This is a genomic window from Oceanobacter kriegii DSM 6294 (assembly GCF_000422845.1).
Lineage (GTDB): Bacteria > Pseudomonadota > Gammaproteobacteria > Pseudomonadales > Oceanobacteraceae > Oceanobacter > Oceanobacter kriegii.
In genome coordinates this window covers 425808-448305 of record NZ_AUGV01000004.1, presented here as the reverse complement: position 1 = coordinate 448305, position 22498 = coordinate 425808, and the positions used below count along the sequence as shown (strand labels likewise).

General features: G+C 54.7%; 19 protein-coding genes and 2 tRNA genes. 13 read left to right on the top strand and 8 right to left on the bottom strand.

Going from position 1 to position 22498, the window contains the following annotated elements; all coding sequences use genetic code 11:
• Positions 1-2: 2 nt before the first annotated feature.
• Entirely contained in the window at positions 3-737 is a 735-nt protein-coding gene (gene ubiG / locus G516_RS0104885; protein WP_036534441.1) for a bifunctional 2-polyprenyl-6-hydroxyphenol methylase/3-demethylubiquinol 3-O-methyltransferase UbiG, read from the bottom strand.
• Positions 738-790: 53 nt separating this feature from the next.
• Entirely contained in the window at positions 791-2095 is a 1305-nt protein-coding gene (locus G516_RS0104880; protein ID WP_028292721.1) for a TRZ/ATZ family hydrolase, read from the bottom strand.
• Between the two features lie 395 nt (positions 2096-2490).
• Between G516_RS0104880 and gyrA the strand changes: the two genes are divergently transcribed.
• The 12 genes from gyrA to G516_RS0104820 all read left to right on the top strand — a co-directional run bounded on the left by gyrA (position 2491) and on the right by G516_RS0104820 (position 17412).
• On the top strand, positions 2491-5196 hold the full coding sequence (gyrA, locus tag G516_RS0104875) for a DNA gyrase subunit A (RefSeq protein WP_028292720.1): 2706 nt from the start codon (positions 2491-2493) through the stop codon (positions 5194-5196).
• 35 nt (positions 5197-5231) lie between these two features.
• The gene (gene serC, locus G516_RS0104870) at positions 5232-6314 is read left to right on the top strand and encodes a 3-phosphoserine/phosphohydroxythreonine transaminase (RefSeq protein WP_028292719.1); all 1083 of its coding nucleotides are present in this window, start codon (positions 5232-5234) and stop codon (positions 6312-6314) included.
• Positions 6315-6403: 89 nt separating this feature from the next.
• A complete protein-coding gene (gene pheA, locus G516_RS0104865) occupies positions 6404-7495 on the top strand; it encodes a prephenate dehydratase (protein WP_028292718.1) in 1092 nt (363 codons plus the stop codon).
• A gap of 89 nt (positions 7496-7584) precedes the next feature.
• Positions 7585-8697 (top strand): histidinol-phosphate transaminase, encoded by a 1113-nt coding sequence (gene hisC / locus G516_RS0104860; RefSeq protein ID WP_028292717.1) that lies wholly within the window; start codon positions 7585-7587, stop codon positions 8695-8697.
• On the top strand, positions 8694-10952 hold the full coding sequence (locus G516_RS0104855) for a bifunctional prephenate dehydrogenase/3-phosphoshikimate 1-carboxyvinyltransferase (RefSeq protein ID WP_028292716.1): 2259 nt from the start codon (positions 8694-8696) through the stop codon (positions 10950-10952). Before hisC ends, G516_RS0104855 begins: the two co-directional genes overlap by 4 nt.
• 17 nt (positions 10953-10969) lie before the next feature.
• Positions 10970-11641 carry a (d)CMP kinase gene (cmk, locus tag G516_RS0104850; protein WP_245582608.1) on the top strand — a complete coding sequence of 224 codons (672 nt, stop codon included), beginning with the start codon at positions 10970-10972 and terminating at the stop codon, positions 11639-11641.
• Positions 11642-11795: 154 nt separating this feature from the next.
• Positions 11796-13481: a 30S ribosomal protein S1 gene (gene rpsA, locus G516_RS0104845; protein WP_028292714.1), complete on the top strand. Its 1686-nt coding sequence runs from the start codon at positions 11796-11798 to the stop codon at positions 13479-13481.
• Between the two features lie 224 nt (positions 13482-13705).
• Entirely contained in the window at positions 13706-14002 is a 297-nt protein-coding gene (ihfB, locus tag G516_RS0104840; RefSeq protein WP_028292713.1) for an integration host factor subunit beta, read from the top strand.
• 14 nt (positions 14003-14016) lie between these two features.
• The gene (locus G516_RS0104835; RefSeq protein WP_028292712.1) at positions 14017-14301 is read left to right on the top strand and encodes a LapA family protein; all 285 of its coding nucleotides are present in this window, start codon (positions 14017-14019) and stop codon (positions 14299-14301) included.
• 25 nt (positions 14302-14326) lie between these two features.
• Positions 14327-15511, top strand: coding sequence for a tetratricopeptide repeat protein (locus G516_RS0104830; protein WP_028292711.1), 1185 nt, complete (start codon positions 14327-14329; stop codon positions 15509-15511).
• A complete protein-coding gene (gene pyrF, locus G516_RS0104825) occupies positions 15508-16203 on the top strand; it encodes an orotidine-5'-phosphate decarboxylase (RefSeq protein WP_028292710.1) in 696 nt (231 codons plus the stop codon). The genes G516_RS0104830 and pyrF overlap by 4 nt, the downstream gene beginning before the upstream one ends.
• Positions 16204-16245: 42 nt before the next feature.
• Positions 16246-17412 carry a nucleotide sugar dehydrogenase gene (locus G516_RS0104820; RefSeq protein WP_028292709.1) on the top strand — a complete coding sequence of 389 codons (1167 nt, stop codon included), beginning with the start codon at positions 16246-16248 and terminating at the stop codon, positions 17410-17412.
• Between the two features lie 273 nt (positions 17413-17685).
• Here the strand turns inward: G516_RS0104820 and G516_RS0104815 are convergent.
• The 6 genes from G516_RS0104815 to purM all read right to left on the bottom strand — a co-directional run bounded on the left by G516_RS0104815 (position 17686) and on the right by purM (position 21183).
• A tRNA-Asn gene (locus G516_RS0104815) sits at positions 17686-17761 on the bottom strand.
• Between the two features lie 63 nt (positions 17762-17824).
• Positions 17825-17900: transfer RNA gene (locus tag G516_RS0104810), tRNA-Asn, on the bottom strand.
• 165 nt (positions 17901-18065) lie between these two features.
• The gene (dcd, locus tag G516_RS0104805) at positions 18066-18647 is read right to left on the bottom strand and encodes a dCTP deaminase (protein ID WP_028292708.1); all 582 of its coding nucleotides are present in this window, start codon (positions 18645-18647) and stop codon (positions 18066-18068) included.
• A 27-nt stretch (positions 18648-18674) separates the two neighbouring features.
• The gene (locus tag G516_RS0104800; protein WP_028292707.1) at positions 18675-19436 is read right to left on the bottom strand and encodes a DUF3108 domain-containing protein; all 762 of its coding nucleotides are present in this window, start codon (positions 19434-19436) and stop codon (positions 18675-18677) included.
• Positions 19437-19465: 29 nt separating this feature from the next.
• Positions 19466-20134 (bottom strand): phosphoribosylglycinamide formyltransferase, encoded by a 669-nt coding sequence (gene purN / locus G516_RS0104795; RefSeq protein WP_245582607.1) that lies wholly within the window; start codon positions 20132-20134, stop codon positions 19466-19468.
• Complete coding sequence (gene purM, locus G516_RS0104790; protein WP_028292705.1) at positions 20131-21183, bottom strand: phosphoribosylformylglycinamidine cyclo-ligase; 1053 nt, start codon at positions 21181-21183, stop codon at positions 20131-20133. The genes purN and purM overlap by 4 nt, the downstream gene beginning before the upstream one ends.
• 304 nt (positions 21184-21487) lie before the next feature.
• Between purM and G516_RS0104785 the strand changes: the two genes are divergently transcribed.
• Positions 21488-22498, top strand: a complete 1011-nt coding sequence (locus tag G516_RS0104785; protein ID WP_169449492.1) for a DUF2066 domain-containing protein — start codon at positions 21488-21490, stop codon at positions 22496-22498.

Below are 22498 nucleotides of genomic sequence, written 5' to 3'. Positions count from 1 at the left end.
CTTCAGGCTCCGGCTTCAGCGCTGGCAGGCAGGCTGGTGGTCATCATGTAGTTGACGCTCACATCGTTGTCATTGAGCTTGTAGGTCTTGAACAGCGGGTTGTAGGTCAGGCCGGTCATGTGCTCAGGCTGCAAGTCGGCTTCACGGGCCCAGCGGGTCATTTCGCTTGGTTTGATGAACTTGGCGTAATCGTGGGTACCAGCCGGCAGCATTTTGAGGATGTATTCGGCGCCAACAATTGCGAACAGGTAGGCCTTCGGGTTGCGATTAATGGTAGAGAAGAACACCTTGCCGCCCGGTTTCACCAGGGTTGCACAGGCCTTCATAATGGACGCTGGGTCGGGAACGTGCTCAAGCATTTCCAGACAGGTCACCACGTCGAAGCTGGCTGGCTGCTCGGCCGCCAGTTGTTCAACCGGAATGCGCTGGTAGTTGATGTTTACGCCGCTTTCCAGAGCATGCAGTTTGGCCACGTTGAGGGGGGCTTCGCCCATGTCGATACCCATGACATCGGCACCTCGCTGAGCCATGGCTTCGCTCAGCAAGCCACCGCCACAACCTACGTCCAGCACTTTCTTGCCAGCCAGACCGGCAGCCTGATCGATGTAGTTGCAGCGCAGTGGGTTAATGTCGTGCAGTGGCTTGAACTCACTGTCTGGGTCCCACCAGCGGCTGGCCAGGGCTTCAAACTTGGCTACTTCGGTTGGATCAACGTTCGGGGTGCTGTGTTCTGTCATATCACTATCCTGTCGTCCGCTGCCGGTTATTCAAAGCAGCGGTTTGATGGCCTTCAGCCTTGTTGAATTCGGGTTGCCCAATGTTTGGCATTGGCGGTAATGCTTGCTTCGTCCAGCTCGGTCAGCTGGCCGTTGGCCAACAGGCATTTGCCTGCGACCCAGACAAAATCGGTGTAACGGCTGCTGTCGGTGTAAACCAGCTGGGAGGCGACGTCGAACAGCGGCTGTTGCGGCATGTTCGACAGGTCAATGGCTTGCAGGTCGGCCCATTTGCCAACGTCGATGGAACCGGTCTGGGCGCCAATGCCGAGTGCTCGGGCACTGCCAATGGTGGCCATTTCCAGGGCTTGCCAGGCGGGCAGGGCAGAGGCGTCAGAGGCTACGGCCTTGGCCAGCATGGCGGCGGTTTTCATTTCGCCTTGCAGATTCAGGTCGTTATTGCTGGCTGCGCCATCGGTGCCCAAACCAATGTTAACGCCGGCGGCGGCCATTTTGGCGATTGGGCTGAAGCCACTGGCCAGCTTCAGGTTGGATTCCGGGCAGTGCACAACGGATGTGCCGCTATCTTGCAGAATACGGATATCGCTGTCGTCGATCTGGGTCATATGAACGCAGGAAACCCGCTCGTTCAGAAAGCCCAGGTCCTGCAGGCGTTGGGTTGGGCGTTTGCCCAGCTTGTCGATGCTGTCCTGCACCTCAAAGGCGGTTTCATGCAGGTGGATTTGCACCGGCATCTGCTTTTCATCTGCAATCACGCGAATCTGGCGCAGCGGGCCGTCGGATACCGTGTACGGAGCATGAGGCCCCAGGCCAAGTGTTACCAGTGGCTCGTTGCCAAAGTGGTCGTGTAGCCGCAGTGCCTTCTTTATATACTCATCGGCGTTGGCGCCAAAGTTGGTGGGGAAGTCGAGAATCGGGGTAAAGCTGACGTGGCGAATACCCGCATCCACCGATGCCTGAATGGCATCCTGAGGAAAGAAGTACATGTCGGCAAAGGTGGTGGTGCCGGACTTCAGCATTTCCGCCACAGCCAGACGGGTGCCGTCGCTGACAAATTCCGGATTCACCCATTTGCCTTCGGCTGGCCAGATGTGTTCCTGCAGCCAGGTCATCAGCGCCAGGTCGTCTGCCATGCCTCGAAACAGTGACATGGCCGCGTGGCCGTGGGCGTTGACGTAGCCGGGCATCAGCACGTGGTTGCCAAGATCGAGGGTGTCACTGGCTTCACGCTGACAGTCTTGCGGTTCAATCGCGTCGATCTTGCCGTCTTTCACATACACCGAAACCTGTTCCTGTACGGAACGGTCTCCCTGCATGGAGATCAGCCAGCGGGCATTGATTCGTAAATCGGCCGTCATCGGTCGTCCTCTGGTGTTGGCGCTTTGTGAATGTGCAACAGGCGACATTATATCAAGCGTTCGATGGCAAATTCGACCGTTACCCTCTACAGCCTGAAATCTCTTTGATTGAATGAAAATTGTTCAAATTTCCTGCGCTCAGGGCCGTCAGTGACGCGTAAGGACGCTGCTGACGTTGCACTGGCATTGGGGGCCGTATTCGGTGCTTGCGGCTTGTGTCGCTTTTCTGAGGCGCTGAGAGCCGTCTGAATGGCTAATGATCCTAGGTAATTGGCGCTTTTATGATATGCTACGGGGCTTAGTTTTCGGAGGATTGATCGGGGTTTGATCAATCCGTCCCAGCCATTGCCGCACAACGATTGTGTGGCCAGTTACAGCACGGATCCAGAGAGTCTATGGGTGAGTTAGCCAAAGAAGTTCTCCCGATTAACATCGAAGATGAACTGCAGCAGTCCTACCTTGATTACGCCATGAGCGTAATTGTCGGGCGGGCACTGCCAGATGTTCGGGATGGTCTGAAACCGGTACACCGTCGTGTTTTGCACGCCATGAACGTACTTGGTAACGACTGGAACAAAGCATACAAGAAATCGGCCCGTGTGGTCGGTGACGTTATCGGTAAATACCACCCTCACGGCGACTCTGCGGTTTACGACACCATCGTGCGTATGGCGCAGGACTTCTCCATGCGTTACACCCTGGTTGATGGCCAGGGTAACTTCGGTTCGATCGACGGCGACTCCGCTGCGGCGATGCGTTACACCGAAATTCGCATGGCCAAGATCAGCCACGAAATGCTGGCCGATATCGACAAGGAAACCGTTGACTGGGTGCCAAACTACGACGGCACTGAACAGATTCCGGAAGTACTGCCTACCCGTATTCCGAACCTGCTGGTGAACGGCTCTGCCGGTATCGCCGTGGGCATGGCAACCAATATTCCGCCGCACAACCTGAAAGAAGTTCTGACGGGTTGTCTGGCACTGATCGACAACCCGGATATCGACATCGATGGTCTGATGGAATACATCCCGGGTCCGGATTTCCCAACTGGCGCCTTCATTAATGGCCGTGACGGCATTGTTGATGCTTACCGCACTGGTCGTGGCAAGATTTACCTGCGTGCTCGTCACCACTTCGAGGAAGACGAGAAAAACGGCAAGGTCAGCATTGTGTTCACCGAAATCCCATACATGGTGAACAAGGCCCGTCTGATCGAAAAAATCGCCGAACTGGTAAAAGACAAGAAAATTGAAGGCATCACCGAGCTGCGTGACGAGTCCGATAAGGACGGTATGCGTATCGTGGTGGAACTGCGTCGTGGCGAAATGCCGGAAGTGGTGCTGAACAACCTGTTCGCCCAAACCCAGCTGCAAGGCGTGTTTGGTATCAACACCGTGGCACTGGTGGATGGTCAGCCAAAAACGCTGAACCTGAAACAGCTGCTGGATGCGTTCGTCAAACACCGCCGTGAAGTGGTCACCCGTCGTACCATTTACGATCTGCGCAAGGCCCGTGAACGTGGTCATTTGCTGGAAGGTCTGGCGCTGGCATTGGCCAACATCGATCCGGTGATTGAGCTGATCAAGTCCTCGCCAAACGGTGCTGAAGCCAAAGAGCGTTTGATCAACACCGCCTGGAATCCGGGTGATGTGCTCGATATGCTGGAACGTGCTGGTGAAGACGCTTGTCGTCCGGACGATCTGGAGCCTCAGTTTGGCTTCCGCGATGGCAAGTACTACCTGTCTCCGGCTCAGGCCCAGGCAATTCTGGATCTGCGTTTGCAGAAACTGACCGGCCTTGAGCACGAAAAACTGATCGAAGAATACCAGCAGAAGCTGGAAGAAATTGCCGAGTACCTGGAAATTCTGGGTTCTCCAGAGCGTCTGATGCAGGTGATTCGTGAAGAGCTGGAAGCCATTCGTGAAGAATACGGCGACGAGCGTAAGTCCGAAATCATCGCGGTTAAACGCGACCTGAGCATGGCCGACCTGATTCCGGTTGAAGATCTGGTGCTGACCCTGTCTCACAGCGGTTACGCCAAAACACAGCCGATCGATGCCTACCAGGCCCAAAAGCGTGGCGGTAAAGGCCGCTCTGCAACGTCGGTAAAAGACGAAGACTTTATTGAACATCTGCTGGTGGTGAACAGCCACGACACCGTGTTGTGCTTTACCGATGCCGGCAAGGTGTACTGGCTGACCGTTTACGATATTCCGCAAGCTTCCCGTAATGCCAAAGGTCGTCCGATTGTGAACGTGCTGGCATTGGACGAAGGCGAGCGTATTACCGCGATTCTGCCGGTTGAAGAATACACCGAAGACCAATACGTCTTTATGGCCACCGCCCGCGGTACCGTTAAGAAGACCACGCTGGATCAGTTCTCCCGTCCGCGTTCTACCGGTTTGATTGCCTGTGAGCTGGACGAAGGTGACTGGCTGGTGGGTGTAGACATCACTGACGGTACTCAGGACATCATGCTGCTGTCCGACGCCGGTAAGGCCGTTCGCTTCAAGGAATCCGACGTGCGTGCCATGGGCCGTACCGCCCGTGGTGTTCGTGGTATCAAACTGGCCGACGAACAGCAGGTGATCTCGCTGATCGTGCCAAAAGAAGACGGTGCTGTTCTGACCGCTTCCGAGCGTGGTTTTGGTAAGCGTACCGACGTCACTGAATTCCCGACCAAAGGCCGTGGTACCCAGGGTGTGATCGCCATGGTGACCAACGAGCGTAACGGTCGCATGGTTGGCGCGGTGCAGGTGTTCGACGGCGACGAAGTGATGCTGATCAGTGACCAGGGCACTCTGGTGCGTACCCGCATTAACGAAGTATCTCTGCTGGGTCGTAACACCCAGGGCGTTACCCTGATCAAGGTCGACAAGAAAGAGAAACTGGTGGGTCTGGAGCGCATCTGTGATGCCGATGAAGACGACGAGCTGGTCGATGGTCAATTGGCAGATGGTGAACTGGTTGAAGGCGAGCTGGATGAAGGTGAAGTCGCAGAGGGTACTGATGCCCCTGAAGCCGATGCCGATAGCAGCACTGACAGCACTGACAGTAACACGGATTCCGACACCCAAAACGAAGACGACGCCGAATAAGGCGTCGTGATTGATTGCAAGAGCATACATAAGCAATGAGCCGAGCGTATAACTTCTGTGCAGGTCCGGCGGCCCTGCCGATTGCGGTATTGGAGCGCGCCAGCGCGGAAATGGTCGACTGGCGCAACAAGGGCCTGTCGCTGATGGAGATGAGCCACCGTCACAAAGACGTTGTGGAAGTCTGCAAAAAAGCCGAACTGGACCTGCGTGAGCTGATGAACATCCCTGAAAACTACAAGGTGATGTTCATGCAAGGCGGCGCCAGCAGCCAGTTTGCAATGATTCCGCTGAACCTGGCCAACAAGTCCGGCAAGGTGGATCAGATTGTTACCGGTCAGTGGTCCAGGAAAGCCCATGCCGAAGGCAAGCGTTTTGCCGACGTGAATCTGGCAGCCACCACGGCGGATAACAACTTCACTTCCGCGCCAGCTCAGGCAGACCTGAACCTCAGCGCCGACGCTGACTACGTTCACTACTGCCCGAACGAAACCATTGGCGGTGTGGCGTTTGACTACATTCCGGAAACCGGTGATGTACCGCTGGTAGCGGATTTGTCCTCTGCCATTTTGTCGGAGCCGCTGGATGTGTCGAAATTCGGCATGATCTACGCCGGTGCTCAGAAAAACATTGGCCCTGCGGGTCTGTGTGTGGTGATTGTGCGCGAAGACCTGATTGGTAACGCCCAGGCCATCACGCCAACCATGATGGATTACAAGGTCTGCGCCGACGCCGACTCCATGTACAACACGCCGCCAACCTACAGCTGGTACCTGTCTGGCCTGGTGTTTGAGTGGCTGAAAGAGCAGGGCGGTGTGGAAGCCATTGCCGAGATCAACCGTCGCAAGGCCAAGGCGCTGTACGACTTTATTGATGGCAACGACTTCTACGCCAACCCGGTGGCTGTGAACAATCGCTCGATCATGAACGTGCCGTTTACGCTGGCCGACAGCAACCTCGACAAGCTGTTCCTGCAGGAAAGTGAAGCCGCTGGCTTGCTGAACCTCGCCGGTCACCGCAGTGTCGGTGGTATGCGTGCCAGCATTTACAACGCCGTGCCAGAACAAGCCGTTACTGCACTGATCGAGTTTATGGCGGACTTTGCCCGTCGTAACGGGTAATCTCTTCGCACGACTCAACACGAAGTCTGGGCTGGTAGCGGTCGTTGCCAGCCTGATTCGCATCGAACAAGAACACAGCAAGGCAAATCATGACTGAAGCCCAGGAACTGGAAAAACTCCGCCAATCCATCGACTCGATTGATCGCCAGATTCAGGAATTGATCAATCAGCGCGCCCGTTGCGCCCAGCAAGTGGCCGAGGTGAAGGAAAAATACGCTCAGCCGGGCGAACAGGTGTTGTTTTACCGTCCCGAGCGCGAAGCCCAGGTATTGCGGAATGTAATGGCCCGCAATGAAGGTCCGATCACTGGCGAAGGCATGGCGCGTTTGTTCCGTGAAATCATGTCCCAGTGTCTGGCGTTGGAAGAGCCATTGCAGGTGGCGTTCCTTGGCCCTGAAGGTACCTTTACCCAGCAGGCCGCGGTGAAGCATTTTGGTCATGCGGTTAATTGCCAGAGCAAGGTATCCATTGCCGATGTGTTCCGCGATGTGGAAAGTGGCTCTGCCAACTTCGGTGTGGTGCCGGTAGAAAACTCCACCGAAGGCGTGGTGACCCACACCCTCGACAGTTTTTTCGATTCCAATCTGAGCATCTGTGGCGAAGTGACCCTGCGCATCCATCACAACCTGATGTCTCAGGGTGATGGCAGCAACATCAAACGCATTTACTCCCACTCTCAGTCTTTGGGTCAGTGCCGCCAGTGGCTGGATCAGCACTACCCGAATGCCGAGCGCATTGCCCTGAACTCCAACGCCGAAGCGGCACTGAAGGCCAGTCAGGACCCGGAATCTGCTGCTATTGCTGGTGAAGTGGCTTCCGAGCTGTATAAGCTGAACCTGCTGCACGCCAACATTGAAGACCGCCCTGACAACACCACCCGCTTCCTGATTGTGGGTCCGAACCCGACGCTGTCCAGTGGCGAAGACAAAACCTCCATTATGGTGTCCAGCCGTAACCAGCCGGGTGCCCTGTATCAGGTGCTGGAACCGTTCCACAGTGCTGGCATCAGCCTGACGCGCATCGAAACCCGTCCGGCTCGTTCCGGAACCTGGAACTACGCCTTCTTTATTGACTTCGAAGGTCACCGTGATGATGCCAGCATCAAGACGGTACTGGAGCAATTGCAAGGCGTGGCCGCTGACTACAAATGGTTGGGCTCCTATCCGAAAGCTGTGCTGTAAGCCGTTACAGCGCGGTAAGTACCGCAGACGTAATCCTATTCAAGACGTTACTGGCCTGATCCAGTACTGACCCGTTAAGAGAGACAGATATGAGTGTGAATTTCCTCGAGTTGGCCGTTTCCGGAGTTCAGGGGCTGCACCCTTATCAGCCGGGCAAGCCAACCGACGAGCTGGCCCGTGAACTGGGTATCAACGAAGCTGACATCGTCAAGCTGGCCAGTAACGAAAACCCGCTGGGCCCATCCCCAGCCATTGAAGATGCCATCAAGGCGCAACTGGCAGAGTTGACTCGCTACCCTGACGGTGCCGGTTTCGAGCTGAAAGCCGAGCTGTGCGAGCGTTTGGGCGTGGAAATGAACCAGATCACTCTGGGTAACGGTTCCAGCGATATCCTCGATTTCATCGTCCGTGTATTCGTTGAAAAGGGTGACAACGTCGTTGTAGCTCAGCACGCGTTTTCTATTTACGGTCTGGTCACCCGTGCCGCCGGCGGTGATGTGATTGAAGTGCCTGCCAAAAACTGGGGGCATGACCTGCCAGCCATGGCAGCGGCCATCAATGACAAAACCCGCATTGTGTTCCTGACCAATCCGAACAACCCGACAGGTACTTACAACACTCGTGAAGAGTTGGAAGCCTTCCTGAAGCTGGTTCCTGAAAACGTTGTGGTTCTGCTGGACGAAGCCTACTTCGAATACGTCAACAAGGACGATTACCCGTCCGGTATCGACTACCTGAACCAGTACCCGAATCTGGTGGTGTCCCGTACCTTCTCCAAGGCCTATGGCCTGGCGTCCCTGCGTGTCGGTTATGGCATCTCCAGTCCGGAACTGGCGGATCTGATGAACCGTATTCGCCCGCCGTTCAACGTCGACTCTTTTGCACTGGCTGCAGCCAAAGCTGCTCTGTGTGATGACAGCTACCTGGCGCGCAGTGTCGAGGTGAACAACCAGGGTATGGCGCAACTGACTGGCGCGTTTGACGAGTTGGGTCTGGAATTCATCCCGTCGGTTGGCAACTTTGTTTCGTTCAAGCTGCCAGAAGCGTTTGAAGACAAGGCGGTTAATCAGGCGCTGCTGCAGCAAGGCGTGATCATCCGTCCGGTGGCCAACTACGACATGCCGGGATACATCCGTGTTTCTGTGGGTACCCAGGCTGAAAACCAGACCTTTATCGACGCATTGAAAAAGGTGCTGGCTTGAGTTCAGTAACCCCGTTTTTTGTTAACCGCATTGCCGTTATTGGCCTGGGACTGATTGGTTGCTCCTGGGTCAAGGGCTTGCGTGATCGTGGCTGTGTGGCATCGGTGGTGGGTTGTGACCGCAACCTCGATTCCATGCAGCAGGCGGTTGAATTGGGCATCATTGACGAATACGCCGAAACTCCGGCCGAGGCGGTCGCCAGGGCCGATCTGGTGATCGTGTCTGTGCCGATTCTGTCGGTGCGTCCGGTGCTGGCTTCGATTGCTGAAGGTTTGCCAGAACATGCGGTGATTACCGATGTTGGTTCAGTGAAAGGCTCGGTTGCCCGTGATGCGGCAGCGGTGTTTGGTGAAGGCTTTGACCGTTTTGTGTTGGGTCATCCTATCGCTGGTTCTGAGCGCAGTGGCGTGAAAGCTGCCAACGGCGATTTGTTTGCTCGTCACAAGATCATCGTCACCACCGAAGATCACACCAATGCCGATGCCCTGAAGCTGGTGATTGGTGCTTGGCAGGCCGTTGACGCCGAAGTGGAAACCATGACGGTTGACCACCACGACGAAGTACTGGCAGCGACCAGTCACTTGCCGCACCTGTTGGCTTACTCGCTGGTGGACACACTGGCGAACAGCCATGAGAACAAGGAAATTTTCAATTACGCCGCCGGCGGCTTCCGCGACTTCACTCGAATCGCAGCCAGTAGCCCGGAAATGTGGCGTGATATTTTTACTGCCAATCGTGAGCACCTGTTGGCAACGCTGGATCTGTTTAATGCAGATCTGATCAAGCTGCGAGCGGCAATCGAGAGTGATGACCAAACCACTCTGATGGGCGTGTTGACCCGCGCCAAATCCGCTCGTGATCATTTTTCAAACATACTCGCCCGACGGGCCTTTGTGGAACCTATGAAAACCAGCTCACTTACTTACAAGGCAAATCCATCCAAAACCATGTCGGGCACCTTCCGTGTGCCTGGCGATAAATCGATTTCTCACCGCTCCATCATGCTGGGATCGCTGGCTAACGGCACCACCGAAGTCAGTGGCTTCCTGGAAGGCGAAGACAGCCTGGCCACGTTGCAGGCGTTCCGCGACATGGGCGTTGTGATCGAAGGCCCACACCGTGGTCGCGTGACCATTCATGGTGTTGGTCTACACGGTCTGAAAGCACCGGCTAACTCTCTGTATGTTGGCAACTCCGGTACCTCTATTCGTTTGCTGGCTGGCCTGATGGCGGGTCAGAACTTCGATGTTGAAATGACCGGTGACGAATCCCTCAGCAAGCGTCCAATGGGCCGTGTTGCCGATCCGCTGCGCCTGATGGGCGCTGAAGTGGGTACGGCAGAAGGTGGTCGTCCACCGCTGAAAATTCACGGCGGCAGCAAGCTGAAAGGTATTCATTATGATCTGCCAATGGCATCTGCTCAGGTGAAAAGCTGTGTGCTGTTGGCCGGTTTGTACGCCGAAGGCGAAACGTCCGTAACTGAACCTGCGCCAACCCGTGACCACACCGAGCGCATGCTGAAAGGTTTTGGCTACGACGTTAAGGTCGACGGGAGCACCGTGACCATCAAATCCGGCGGTGAGCTGACCGCAACCAGCATCGACGTGCCGTCTGATATTTCTTCCACGGCATTCTTTATGGTTGGTGCCTCGATTGCGCCGGGTTCTGACATTACGTTGGAACACGTTGGCATCAACCCGACCCGTATTGGTGTGATCAATATTCTGCGTGCCATGGGCGGCAATATTGAAGTACTGAACGAGCGCGAAGTGGGCGGTGAGCCTGTTGCCGATATCCGCGTGCGTTACGCGCCGCTGAAAGGTATTCACATTCCGGAAGATCAGGTGCCGCTGGCCATTGATGAATTCCCGGCGCTGTTTATTGCTGCTGCGTGTGCCGAAGGTGAAACCATCCTGACTGGCGCTGAAGAACTGCGCGTGAAAGAAAGCGACCGCATCCAGTCCATGGTTGATGGCCTGAATGCACTGGGCGTTGCAGCCAAAGGCACCCCTGACGGTGCCATCATTCCAGGTTTTGGCACGGAAGGCAGCTTTGGTGCCGGTACGGTTGAGAGCCACGGCGACCACCGTATTGCCATGAGCTTCTCGATTGCTTCCCTGCGCGGTAGTGCACCGATTGAAGTGCTGGACTGCGCCAACGTGGCGACGTCGTTCCCGGGCTTCGTTGAGCTGGTGAACAGCGTTGGCCTGAGCGTTGAAAGCGAAGGCGATGCCGCCGAGGGCGCTGCAGAGTAATGACAGGAGTAAAGGACATGGCCGCTGTAATCACCATTGATGGACCATCCGGCGCAGGCAAGGGCACAGTGTGTGCCCGCCTGGCAGAGCAACTGCAATGGCACCTGCTGGACAGCGGTGCCTTGTATCGCATTACCGGCCTGGCGGCCGATCGTAAGGGCATTGCCCTGGATGATGAGTCAAGCGTTAGTGCGGTGGCGGCCAATCTGGACGTGCGCTTTGTGCCAACCCCACAGGGCGTGGAAGTGATTCTGGAAGGCGAAGACGTGACCACCACGATCCGTACCGAAGAAGTGGGCAGTCTGGCGTCCCAGGTGGCGGCTTTGCCTGCGGTGCGTGATGCGTTGCTGCAACGTCAGCGTGATTTCCGCACAAATCCCGGGTTAATTGCAGATGGCCGTGACATGGGCACAGTGGTTTTCACCGATGCCAACGTCAAGGTTTTCCTGACCGCAAGCGCAGAGGAACGCGGCCAGCGCCGCTTCAAACAGTTGCTTGACAATGGAATAGATGCTAGTTTACCCGCCCTTATCGAAGACATCCGAGCTCGCGATGAGCGTGACAGCAACCGTGCTGTGGCTCCGTTGAGACCTGCTGAAGACGCCCAAGTTATTGATAGTACTGAACTTTCAATCGACGAAGTGTGTGAACAGGTGGTCGAACTTGTTCGCAAAGCAGGACTGATCTGAGATGAAATTAACTGCGTTTGCCAGCCTCCTGCCGTAAGGAGCCCGAAGCGCAGTGAATTTTTTGTCTGACTAACCCCAAATGTCTGGCCATTTGGAAAGCGTCGCTATCCGCCCAATCCTTTAGCGGGTACACGCACACTTATAGGTGTTATTCATGAGCGAAAGCTTTGCTGATCTGTTTGAAGAATCCTTGAAAGAACTGGACATGCAGCCAGGTTCTATCGTTACCGGTACCGTTGTTGACATCGACAGCGACTGGGTAACTGTGAACTCCGGCCTGAAGTCCGAAGCTGTTATTCCGCGCAGCCAGTTCCTGAACGAAAAAGGCGAACTGGAAGTTGCAATCGGTGATGAAACCCAGGTTTCCCTGGAAGCGGTTGAAGATGGTTTTGGTGAAACCAAACTGTCCCGTGAAAAAGCCAAGCGTGCTGAAAGCTGGAAAGAGCTGGAAAAAGCCTTCGAAGCTGAAGAACTGGTTACCGGTATCATCAACGGTAAGGTTAAGGGTGGTTTCACCGTTGATCTGAAAAATATCCGTGCCTTCCTGCCAGGTTCCCTGGTTGACGTACGTCCAGTACGTGACACCGCTCACCTGGAAGGTAAAGAGCTGGAATTCAAGGTTATCAAGCTGGACGCCAAGCGTAACAACGTTGTTGTTTCCCGTCGTGCTGTTCTGGAAGCTGCTAACTCCCAGGAACGTGAAGAGCTGCTGGCTAACCTGCAAGAAGGTCAGTCTGTTAAGGGTATCGTCAAGAACCTGACCGACTACGGCGCGTTCGTAGATCTGGGCGGTGTTGACGGCCTGCTGCACATCACTGACATGGCTTGGAAGCGCATCAAGCACCCATCTGAAATCGTTGCTGTTGGCGACGAGATCGACGTTAAGGTTCTGAAGTTCGACCGTGAGCGCAACCGCGTTTCTCTGGGTCTGAAGCAGCTGGGCGACGATCCATGGGTAAGCATCAACGATCGTTACCCAGAGAATGCCATTGTTAAGGCTCGCGTAACCAACCTGACTGACTACGGCTGCTTCGCTGAGCTGGAAGAAGGTGTTGAAGGTCTGGTTCACGTATCCGAAATGGATTGGACCAACAAGAACATCCACCCATCCAAGGTTGTTCAGGTTGGCGACGAGATCGACGTGATGGTTCTGGATATCGACGAAGAGCGTCGTCGTATCTCCCTGGGTATCAAGCAGTGCACCATGAACCCATGGGAAGCTTTCGGCACCCAGTTCAACAAGGGCGACAAGATCTCCGGTAAGATCAAGTCTATCACTGACTTCGGTATCTTCATCGGTCTGGACGGCGGCATCGACGGTCTGGTTCACCTGTCTGACATTTCCTGGAACGACAGCGGCGAAGAAGCCGTTCGTAACTACAAGAAAGGCGACGAACTGGAAACTGTTATCCTGTCTATCGATCCAGAGCGTGAGCGTATCTCCCTGGGCGTGAAGCAGCTGGAAAGCGATCCGTTCAACGACTACGTTGCTGAAAACGACAAGGGCGCCATCGTTACTGGTAAGGTTATCTCTGTAGATGCCAAAGCCGCTATCGTTGAAGTTGCTCCAGGCGTTGAAGCTGTACTGAAAGCGTCTGAAATCAGCCGTGACAAAGTAGAAGACGCTCGTGCCGTTCTGAACGAAGGCGACGAAGTTGAAGCTGCTATCACTCTGGTTGACCGCAAGAACCGCGCTCTGAACATCTCTGTTCGTGCCAAGGATTCTGCTGAAGACCGTCAGGCTCTGAAAGATGTTCGTGCTAAAGCAGAAGCTGAAACTACTGCTGGCCCGACCACCATCGGTGACCTGATCAAGGAACAACTGGGTCAGAAAGACTAAGTTGTAGCCTGATAAAAAAACCCGCTTCGGCGGGTTTTTTTATGCCTGCGGTTTGGTGTTTGCTGATGAAATGCAGGTTACAAACCGGCTGCAGATGTGACTTATTGAGAAACTTTTATGACCGAACTGCTCAATTGATGATCCAAGGTTGCAATTAGCGCAAGCTAACTGCATGATTTAACGACAATTTATCGTCAGGCAGTCACCTCACGGAGGAATGTGCTGTGACCAAGTCGGAACTGATTGAGCGTATCGTTACAAGACAACCCCAGTTGTCGCCCAAAGATGTTGAGCTGGCTGTGAAAACCATGCTGGATTATATGTCGTTGTCGCTGTCTTCCGGAGAGCGCATCGAGATCCGCGGGTTTGGCAGTTTTTCACTGCATTACCGGGCTCCACGCAAGGGACGCAACCCGAAAACGGGCGAAGCAGTGGAGTTGAAGGGCAAGTTTGTCCCGCACTTCAAGCCTGGCAAGGATTTGCGTGACCAGGTGAATGACGCCTTGCAGGAATCTGCCTGAGTTCAGGATCTATTATGCTCAAGAAACTGAGGATCATCCTTAGCATCATCTCGTTCGCGTTGGTGTTCGTGTACTGTATTGCCTTTGCAGTGCAGAACAGCACGTTAACCGCGGTCTATTTTTTGACAGGCTCTGCTGTCGAATTGCCTTTGGCGCTGTGGTTTGGGTTGGTATTGGCCTTTGGCTGTATGGTCGGAATTCTGGTGGCGAGTTATTCTATTGCCACAAAAAAACGTCAGATCAAACGTTTGCAAAAGCAACTCGACAGCACCGAGGAGCGGCTGAGCCGCTTGCCGTAGGCGCCTTACCATTGGTCCCCTTGCTATGATTGAATCTTTGCTTGTCTTCCTTTTGGTGTTGACGGGCACGGCAGCTGGCTGGTTTCTGGGTCGACGCTCGGCCAAATCCGCCACCGCCAGGCAATCTCCCGACTGGATTCCCAGTGTCGAACTTATTTTTTCGCAAAATTCCGACGTCGCTCTGAAGCGACTGGTCAGCGCTCAATCCCTCGATGACGATATGGTCGAAATCTTCCTCAAGCTGGGCAAAAGCCTGCGTGAGAAGGGCGAAGTCGAGCGCGCCATTCACTTGCATCAAAACCTCTTTGCCCGCACCGATCTGAACAAACAAATCCTGCAAGAACTGGAACTGGAGTTGGCACTGGATTATTCCGCTGCTGGCTTGCACGACCGTGCCGAGCGCCTGTTGATCGAGTTATTGGCCAGTAAGGGTAAGGTGCAGGAGAAAGCCGCCATTACCCTGTTGCAGATCATGGAAGAAGAGGGCGAGTGGCAGAACATTCTCGAATTGAGCCAGCAGAAAAAGTTTCCCTCTCAAGCGGCGATTCAAAAGCGTATTGCCCATGCTGCTTGTGAGCTGGCTGTGCGCAGCAGTGCGCGTGGCGACTACATTGAAACCCGCCAGTTGTGCCGTCAGGCGCTGAAGGCCGATTCCCGCTGTGCCCGTGCCTATGTGGTGCTGGGGGATATGGCGTTTCATCAGCATGAGTTCAACGAGGCTATTCGTTGCTATCTGAAGGCGCTGGATCTGGATTCAGGCAGCATTATTGCCTTGCTGGATTCACTGGTTGAGTCGTTTCGACAGCTGGAGGATTTGCAGGGACTGTTGGCGCACTTACAGCGTCACGACGTTGCGCTGGAATACGTACCGGCACTGGTCGCCAAGGCGGAAGCGCTGGCCTCGGAAAAAGACACCGACACCGCGTTGCAAACCTTTATTGAAGACCTCGAGGCGCATCCTTCCTATTCTGGCTATGTGGCCATGCTGGGGTTGATTCTGACCTTTCAGCGGCAGCTCACTGAGTCGCAGGCTCAGGGGGTCTATGGTATGCTCCAGCGCATCAGGGCCGAGGAACCTGCCTATGTCTGTGGGCACTGCGGCTTCAAGGCCAGGCAGTTCCACTGGCGTTGTCCCAGCTGTTCTGACTGGGCCAGTCTGAAAGCACTTACCTCGGCGCGCCCATCTACCATTGCATTTGAAGATTTATGACCACACTGTCTCCGATTGTTGTAGCCCTCGATTACCCTTCTATTGATGGCGCCATGAACATGGCCCGTTCCCTTGATCCGTCGCGCTGCCGCGTCAAGGTTGGCAAGGAGCTGTATACCGCTTCTGGCCCGGCGATTCTGGAGCAGCTGCATGGCCTTGGCTTTGACGTGTTCCTCGATCTGAAATTTCACGATATCCCGAATACCTGCGCCAAGGCCGTCGGTGTGGCTGCCGACCTGGGTGTCTGGATGGTCAATGTGCATGCCAGTGGCGGTCGCAAGATGATGGAAACCGCTCGTAATGAGTTGGAAAAGAAGCGTCATCAGCCGCTGCTGATTGGTGTGACGGTGCTGACCTCCATGGACCAGTCCGACATGGCGGAAATGGGCCTGGATGTAACACCAGCTCAGCAAGTGGAGCGTTTGGCGAAGCTGGCTCAATCTTCCGGTTTGGATGGCGTGGTATGTTCCGCCAACGAGATCGACATTATTCGTTCTGGCTGTGGCGCTGACTTTAAAACCGTGACGCCAGGCATTCGTCCTGAATGGGCTGCTGCTCAGGATCAGAAGCGCATTATGACGCCGGAAGCAGCCGTTGCAGCGGGTGTGGATTACATGGTGATTGGCCGTCCGATCACGCAATCTGACGACCCGGCTGCCGCGTGTGAGTTGATCTTGTCCAGTTTGGCTTGATCCTCACCTCCAGGAATTCGTACTACTGACAGGAAATTCGAGATGAAAATTGCCGTAGCAGGGACTGGTTACGTTGGTTTGTCCAATGCCGTTTTGCTGGCTCAGCATAACGAAGTGGTGGCACTGGATATTGTTCCCGAGAAAGTCGACATGCTTAACCGTCGGCAGTCGCCCATTGTTGATGCGGAAATCGAAGACTACTTCGCCAACCATGAGCTGAACCTGACGGCCACGCTTGATAAAGAGCTGGCGTATCAGGGCGCTGAGTTTGTGGTGATTGCTACGCCGACGGATTACGACACTCAGAACAACTACTTCAACACGCGTTCGGTTGAAGCGGTAATCCGGGATGTGGCGGCGATTAATCCGGATGCTGTGATGGTCATCAAATCCACCATTCCGGTGGGTTACACCAAGCGCATCAAGGAAGAGCTGGGTACCGACAACATCATCTTCTCACCGGAGTTTCTGCGTGAAGGCAAGGCGTTGTACGACAACCTGTATCCGTCACGGGTGATCATTGGTGAGCGCAGCGAGCGAGCAGAACGCTTTGCTGCTTTGCTGAAAGAAGGTGCCATCAAGAAAGACGTCGAGACCCTGTTTACCGACTCCACAGAAGCGGAAGCCGTTAAGCTTTTCTCGAACACCTATCTGGCCATGCGTGTAGCCTACTTTAACGAGTTGGACACCTACGCCCAGACTCACGGTCTGGATACTCGTCAGATCATTCAGGGTGTGGGTCTTGATCCGCGCATTGGCGATCATTACAACAACCCGTCGTTTGGTTATGGCGGCTATTGTCTGCCGAAAGACACCAAGCAGTTGTTGGCAAACTTCAATGAAGTACCGAACAACCTGATTCGTGCCATTGTGGATTCCAACAGCACGCGTAAGGACTTTATTGCCGATAGTGTGATTGCTCGTCAGCCAAAGGTGGTGGGTATCTATCGTCTGGTGATGAAATCCGGTTCCGATAACTTCCGTGCCTCGGCGATTCAGGGTGTGATGAAGCGCATCAAGGCCAAGGGTATTGAAGTTGTTGTTTACGAGCCGGTAATGGAAGAAGACGAGTTCTTTAGCTCCCGTGTGATCAAGGATCTGGAAGAGTTCAAGAAGCTCTCGGACGTTATTATCGCTAACCGCGTCAACGACGATATCCGCGATGTTCAGGACAAGATCTACACTCGCGACCTGTTCGGCAGCGATTGATCCCAGTCGTTCACAAGGCCCGCTCTGGTTATTCCGGTGCGGGCTTTTTTGTGCCTGCACGATGCTTAAACCTGGAGAGAAGAGTGGTTTCAGGAGGAGGCGGGAAAGGGGGGGGCGGATGTGTATAAGCGGTGCGCTACGGGGTACTCAGAAGCCGAATGCATGGGTCTGAATAAGCACGATGAATAGCAAATTTAATCCAATTAAGATTAATCAGATATCTGCTTTAGAAGGTGATTTAAAATGAGGCTTCTCAGAACAGAGAAAAAAGAATGGCTCCCCGAGCTGGACTTGAACCAGCGACCAATAGATTAACAGTCTACTGCTCTACCGACTGAGCTATCGGGGAACACACATCAGGACGAATCCTGAATTGATTGTTCGGAAAGATCCGAACCAAAGGTTTACTTGCTGGCTCCCCGAGCTGGACTTGAACCAGCGACCAATAGATTAACAGTCTACTGCTCTACCGACTGAGCTATCGGGGAACATCATTAGCAAGTGGTGCGCATTATACGGCTGCGGATTTCGCTGTCAACGCCTTTGACCGAGTTTTTTTCAAAAAAATTAATGCTTTCAGTAAGTTAGCGGGTGTTCACTGCATTTGTACGGAACACCCGCCGGATTCGAGCGGGGTTTGGGTTGTTTTCTGATCAGTCTTTGGCGATGCGACTGAATACTGCGCCCTTTTGGCCCTTGTACTTGGCGTTAACGCGTTTGTTGTACGGACGAGCCGCCGGGCTGCTGAGGGTTTCAAACGACAGTGCGCAAATCGACATGCCCGGGCGCAGTGCCAGTGGCAGTTTGCCGTTGTTGTAAAACTCCAGCACGATCTGGCCGTCCCAACCCGGATCAATACGGCCAGCGGTCAGGTGCACGACAAGACCCAGTCGGGCCAGTGAGCTACGGCCATCCAGCCAGCCAACCAGGTCGTCGGGAATGGTGACGGATTCCATAGTAGCACCAAGAACCAGTTCGCCCGGGTGGATGTACAGCGCGTCGTTTTCGGCAATCTCGATTTCCTTGCTCATGATGCGATCAATATCGCGCTCAAGCTGGGCTTTTTCGCCGGAGAGGTCGAGGTGGGTTGCTGAGTTGTTGCTGAACACCCGGAAGCGGTGATCAAGGCGCAGGTCGACGCTGATACCTGCAATAGAGTCTGGGCCAGGAGCAGGCTCAATGGCGATGGAGCCCTGTTCCAGGCGGTGTTCGATGTCGACGTCGCTGAGTCGCATGGGTGTCTTCCAGAAAACGCGTGAGCGTCAGAGGGTAGTGCTCACTAGATCAATTTGATAGCGCTTTTTGCCTTTTTTACGATCAACCAGGCGGACTAACAGGTAGTCCTTGTCTTTGGCTACCCAGGCCACGATTTCCCGGTTGTCGCTGCGCTTTTGTTTCAGCTTGAGGGTATCAAGCTTGCCAATTTGTGTGTTCAGCTGTTCTTCGGCCACAATTTCAAAGGTGTACTGCTTTACCCGGTGTTTTTCAAATACTGGGTAGTCGAGCGTCCGTTTGCCATTGGCTAAATCAATGCTGATTTGCTGCATGTAGCTCAGCTTGTCTTGCAGGTCGTCTTGCCACTTGTCTGCAAAGGAGCGTCCCTTCTTCTGATCCAGAACCGTGCGCTGGTCGTAATCAAACAACAGGCGTTGATCGTCTTCCTGAATCAGTCCACTGGCGTCGTAGGTGTACTTCAGTGGATGAATCTGGCCATCTTCCAGCTGGAAGTGGGTGGTTTCCCGAATGCTGCCAGCGGAGGCCTCGGCCTCAAATACCATCGACCAGCTGCCATCATTTTCCTGCCTGAGCGTGCGCTCGGCATCGATGTCGAAGCTGAACCAGCCAAAATCGTATTCACTGCTGTAACGCGCGGAGTACGGCTGCAGTTGAAACGCCGGTTTGGCGTCTGTGTAATTGGCAGGGGCCGGGATGGATGAAGGCGGTTGGGAAGGGGCAGCTTCGTCAGCAAATACTGAAGAAGCTGCAACAATCAGACTACAGGCCAGGGGGGCAATTATTCTCACAGCAATCCTCTCTGTGATGGGGTTTGTAATTACTGGTCTGTCAGTTTGAGTCCGAATTGTGGAATTGGTTTACCGTCAATGGTTGCACCGTCGCTATTCATGCCCAAACGGCCCTGAATAAACCATTTCACCACGATCGGGTACAGAATGTGTTCCTGTTTCTGTACCTTGCCTTTGAGGCTGTCGGCGCTGTCGTCGGCAGTAACGGGCACAATGGCTTGGGCGATGACTGGGCCACCGTCCAATTCTTCGGTAACAAAATGAACCGATACGCCGTGTTCGCTATCACCGGCATCAATGGCGCGTTGATGAGTATTCAGGCCCTGATACTTCGGCAGCAGTGACGGATGAATATTGATCATGCGGCCATGGTAGTGGCGGGTAAATTCCGGCGTCAGAATGCGCATAAAGCCAGCCAGTACCACTAGGTCCGGGGCGAAGTCGTCGATGGCGCGCATCAGTGCGACATCGAATTCTTCACGGCTATCGAACGCCTTGTGGTCGACCAATTCAACAGGAATGTCTCGATCCCGTGCGTATTGCATGCCGGGCGCGTCCGGACGGTTGCAGATAACACCTGCAACCATGGCGTCCATTGCGCCGTCTTTTATCGCATCGGCAATGGCAACCATGTTGCTGCCAGTGCCGGAGATCAGAATCACAATGCGCGGAAGATCCAGCGCGCCATCGGTCATCATACGTTGCGGTTACCTGTGAACTCGACTGCCGCTTCGTCAGCGGTTTTCTCAGTGATTTCACCAATCAGCCAGGCTTGTTCGCCTTCGGCGTTCAGCAGGGCAATGGCCTGGTCGGCTTTGTCTTCTGGCAGAGCGATGATCATGCCAACGCCACAGTTGAAGGTGCGGAACATTTCGGCAGTTTCAACGTTGCCGGCTTTCTGCAGCCATTCAAATACGGCAGGCCAGCGCCAGCTGTTGGTGTCGATCACAGCCTTGCAGTTTTCTGGCAGTACGCGAGGAATGTTTTCCTGGAAGCCACCACCAGTGATGTGGGACAGGGCGTGAACGTCAGAGGCGTTGATCAGTTGCAGAACTGGCTTAACGTAGATCTTGGTTGGTGCCATCAGGGCATCAGCCAGTGGTACGCCATCAACGTCTTCGTTCAGGTCGGCATTGGATACTTCCAGAATCTTGCGAACCAGGGAGTAACCGTTGGAATGTGGACCGCTGGATGCCAGGGCAATCAGCTTGTCGCCTGCTTGTACCTTGGTACCGTCGATGATGTCGGCTTTCTCAACGATGCCCACACAGAAACCGGCCAGATCGTAATCTTCGCCTTCGTACATGCCTGGCATTTCGGCAGTTTCACCGCCAACCAGAGCTGCACCTGCTTGTTCACAGCCTTCGCCGATGCCGGAAACCACGGCAGCGGCAACGTCTACGTTCAGGTGACCTGTGGCGTAGTAGTCAAGGAAGAACAGTGGCTCAGCGCCAGCAACAACCAGGTCGTTCACGCACATGGCGACCAGGTCGATACCAATGCTGTCGTGCTTGGCCAGATCCATCGCCAGACGCAGCTTGGTGCCAACACCGTCGGTGCCGGAAACCAGTACCGGCTGGTGGTAACCTTGCGGCAGCTCGAACAGGGCGCCAAAACCACCCAGGCCGGCCATTACTTCAGGGCGGCGGGTACGTTTGGCAACGTCCTTGATTCGGTCTACCAGTGCATTGCCTGCGTCGATATCAACGCCTGCGTCTTTATAACTAAGGGATTTGGATTCAGACATGCTCATTCACATGGAGGGCTACAAATTTAGCGGCGTATTCTAGCGATTTGTCGGGTCAACTTCACCCGCTGTGGCAAAAAAAGGCGAATTATTCCGCTACAAGTTCAGCGGAATTCACAAATTGAGGCAGGTTAGGGTGGGTGACTTGGGCAAGTGGCAAGGGCGTGGCACAATAGCGCCCCGAATTCGACCCGGTCACTATCCTGTGGATGAGGTGAGCCACAACTGCCGATTGGTTAATAGAGGGCGGTTGTTGAAATGGCGCCCGGATTCGACTGTTTCAGGATGACACAAGGTGATCTTAGTGCGATCAGTGCTTTTGAGTGTGTGTGTATGGCTGCTGACCCTGGGGTCTGCGCAAGCTGTTGTTGTTGATGATTTATACGAAGTGGGTGTGGTGGTGCCGGACCGTACACCTGCCGCTCGAATGGACGCGCTGCCGCTGGCCATGCAGCAAGTGATTGGCCGGGTGTCGGGTAAAGTGATTGACCCCGGTTTCAGCGCAGACGAAATTTCCCGGGTGTATCTGGAAGGCTTTGGTTACCAGTCGCTTGACGATGGTGAGCAAGGGCTTGAATTGAATGCCCGTTTCCGCCGAACCCAAATTAATGAATGGCTGGCCAGTCAGCAGCTGCCTGTGTGGGGCGATCATCGTCCGCAGGTCTTGGTTTGGTTGGGTGTGGTGACCGATTCTGGCCGAATCGCGCTGGATGAAGTCAGCGCTGCAGAACACCATGCCGACGACGCCTTTGAATCCTACGGCTTGCCGGTGGTCTTTCCGGTCGGTGATCTTGAAGACAGCCTGGCGCTGCCGGTTGGTCGATTGTTTGGCATGTTCCGCTCTGATATCAAAACCGCTTCCGAGCGCTACGACACACCCGCTGTGGTTGCTGCCCGAGTGATGCCGTTTGCGGATTACTGGCGCGTGGATGGTTACCTCACCTACGGTAACGATTCCGTCAGTATTTCCGAGCGGGCGGACACCCCGGAGCAAGGCGCTGATGTGCTGGCCGCTGCGGTTGCCGCATACTTCTCCGGTCGCTTTGGGGTGGTGGCGAATCTGGATGCCGTTCCGGGTGATGCTCAAACCATGTCGGTAGCGGGCGTAGCGGACTACAGTGACTACCAACAGCTGTTGCGTCTGGTGGGCTCTGTATCCGGTGTGTCGGACGTGACGGTGACAGCTGTTCAGGACGACGTGCTGACCCTGGCTGTCAGCCTCAAGGCCGATTGGCAACAGGTGCTGGCCAACATTGTGCTGGACCGACGCATTCGCAAGGATGCAGACACTGGTGAATTGATCTGGAATCCCTGA

What these genes read in the sequence shown, in the direction of transcription:
- ubiG (WP_036534441.1), bottom strand. Translation starts at nt 737, where the DNA reads ATGACAGAACACAGCACCCCGAACGTTGATCCAACCGAAGTAGCCAAG.
- G516_RS0104880 (WP_028292721.1), bottom strand. Translation starts at nt 2,095, where the DNA reads ATGACGGCCGATTTACGAATCAATGCCCGCTGGCTGATCTCCATGCAG.
- gyrA (WP_028292720.1), top strand. Translation starts at nt 2,491, where the DNA reads ATGGGTGAGTTAGCCAAAGAAGTTCTCCCGATTAACATCGAAGATGAA.
- serC (WP_028292719.1), top strand. Translation starts at nt 5,232, where the DNA reads ATGAGCCGAGCGTATAACTTCTGTGCAGGTCCGGCGGCCCTGCCGATT.
- pheA (WP_028292718.1), top strand. Translation starts at nt 6,404, where the DNA reads ATGACTGAAGCCCAGGAACTGGAAAAACTCCGCCAATCCATCGACTCG.
- hisC (WP_028292717.1), top strand. Translation starts at nt 7,585, where the DNA reads ATGAGTGTGAATTTCCTCGAGTTGGCCGTTTCCGGAGTTCAGGGGCTG.
- cmk (WP_245582608.1), top strand. Translation starts at nt 10,970, where the DNA reads ATGGCCGCTGTAATCACCATTGATGGACCATCCGGCGCAGGCAAGGGC.
- rpsA (WP_028292714.1), top strand. Translation starts at nt 11,796, where the DNA reads ATGAGCGAAAGCTTTGCTGATCTGTTTGAAGAATCCTTGAAAGAACTG.
- G516_RS0104835 (WP_028292712.1), top strand. Translation starts at nt 14,017, where the DNA reads ATGCTCAAGAAACTGAGGATCATCCTTAGCATCATCTCGTTCGCGTTG.
- G516_RS0104830 (WP_028292711.1), top strand. Translation starts at nt 14,327, where the DNA reads ATGATTGAATCTTTGCTTGTCTTCCTTTTGGTGTTGACGGGCACGGCA.
- pyrF (WP_028292710.1), top strand. Translation starts at nt 15,508, where the DNA reads ATGACCACACTGTCTCCGATTGTTGTAGCCCTCGATTACCCTTCTATT.
- G516_RS0104820 (WP_028292709.1), top strand. Translation starts at nt 16,246, where the DNA reads ATGAAAATTGCCGTAGCAGGGACTGGTTACGTTGGTTTGTCCAATGCC.
- dcd (WP_028292708.1), bottom strand. Translation starts at nt 18,647, where the DNA reads ATGCGACTCAGCGACGTCGACATCGAACACCGCCTGGAACAGGGCTCC.
- purN (WP_245582607.1), bottom strand. Translation starts at nt 20,134, where the DNA reads ATGATGACCGATGGCGCGCTGGATCTTCCGCGCATTGTGATTCTGATC.
- purM (WP_028292705.1), bottom strand. Translation starts at nt 21,183, where the DNA reads ATGTCTGAATCCAAATCCCTTAGTTATAAAGACGCAGGCGTTGATATC.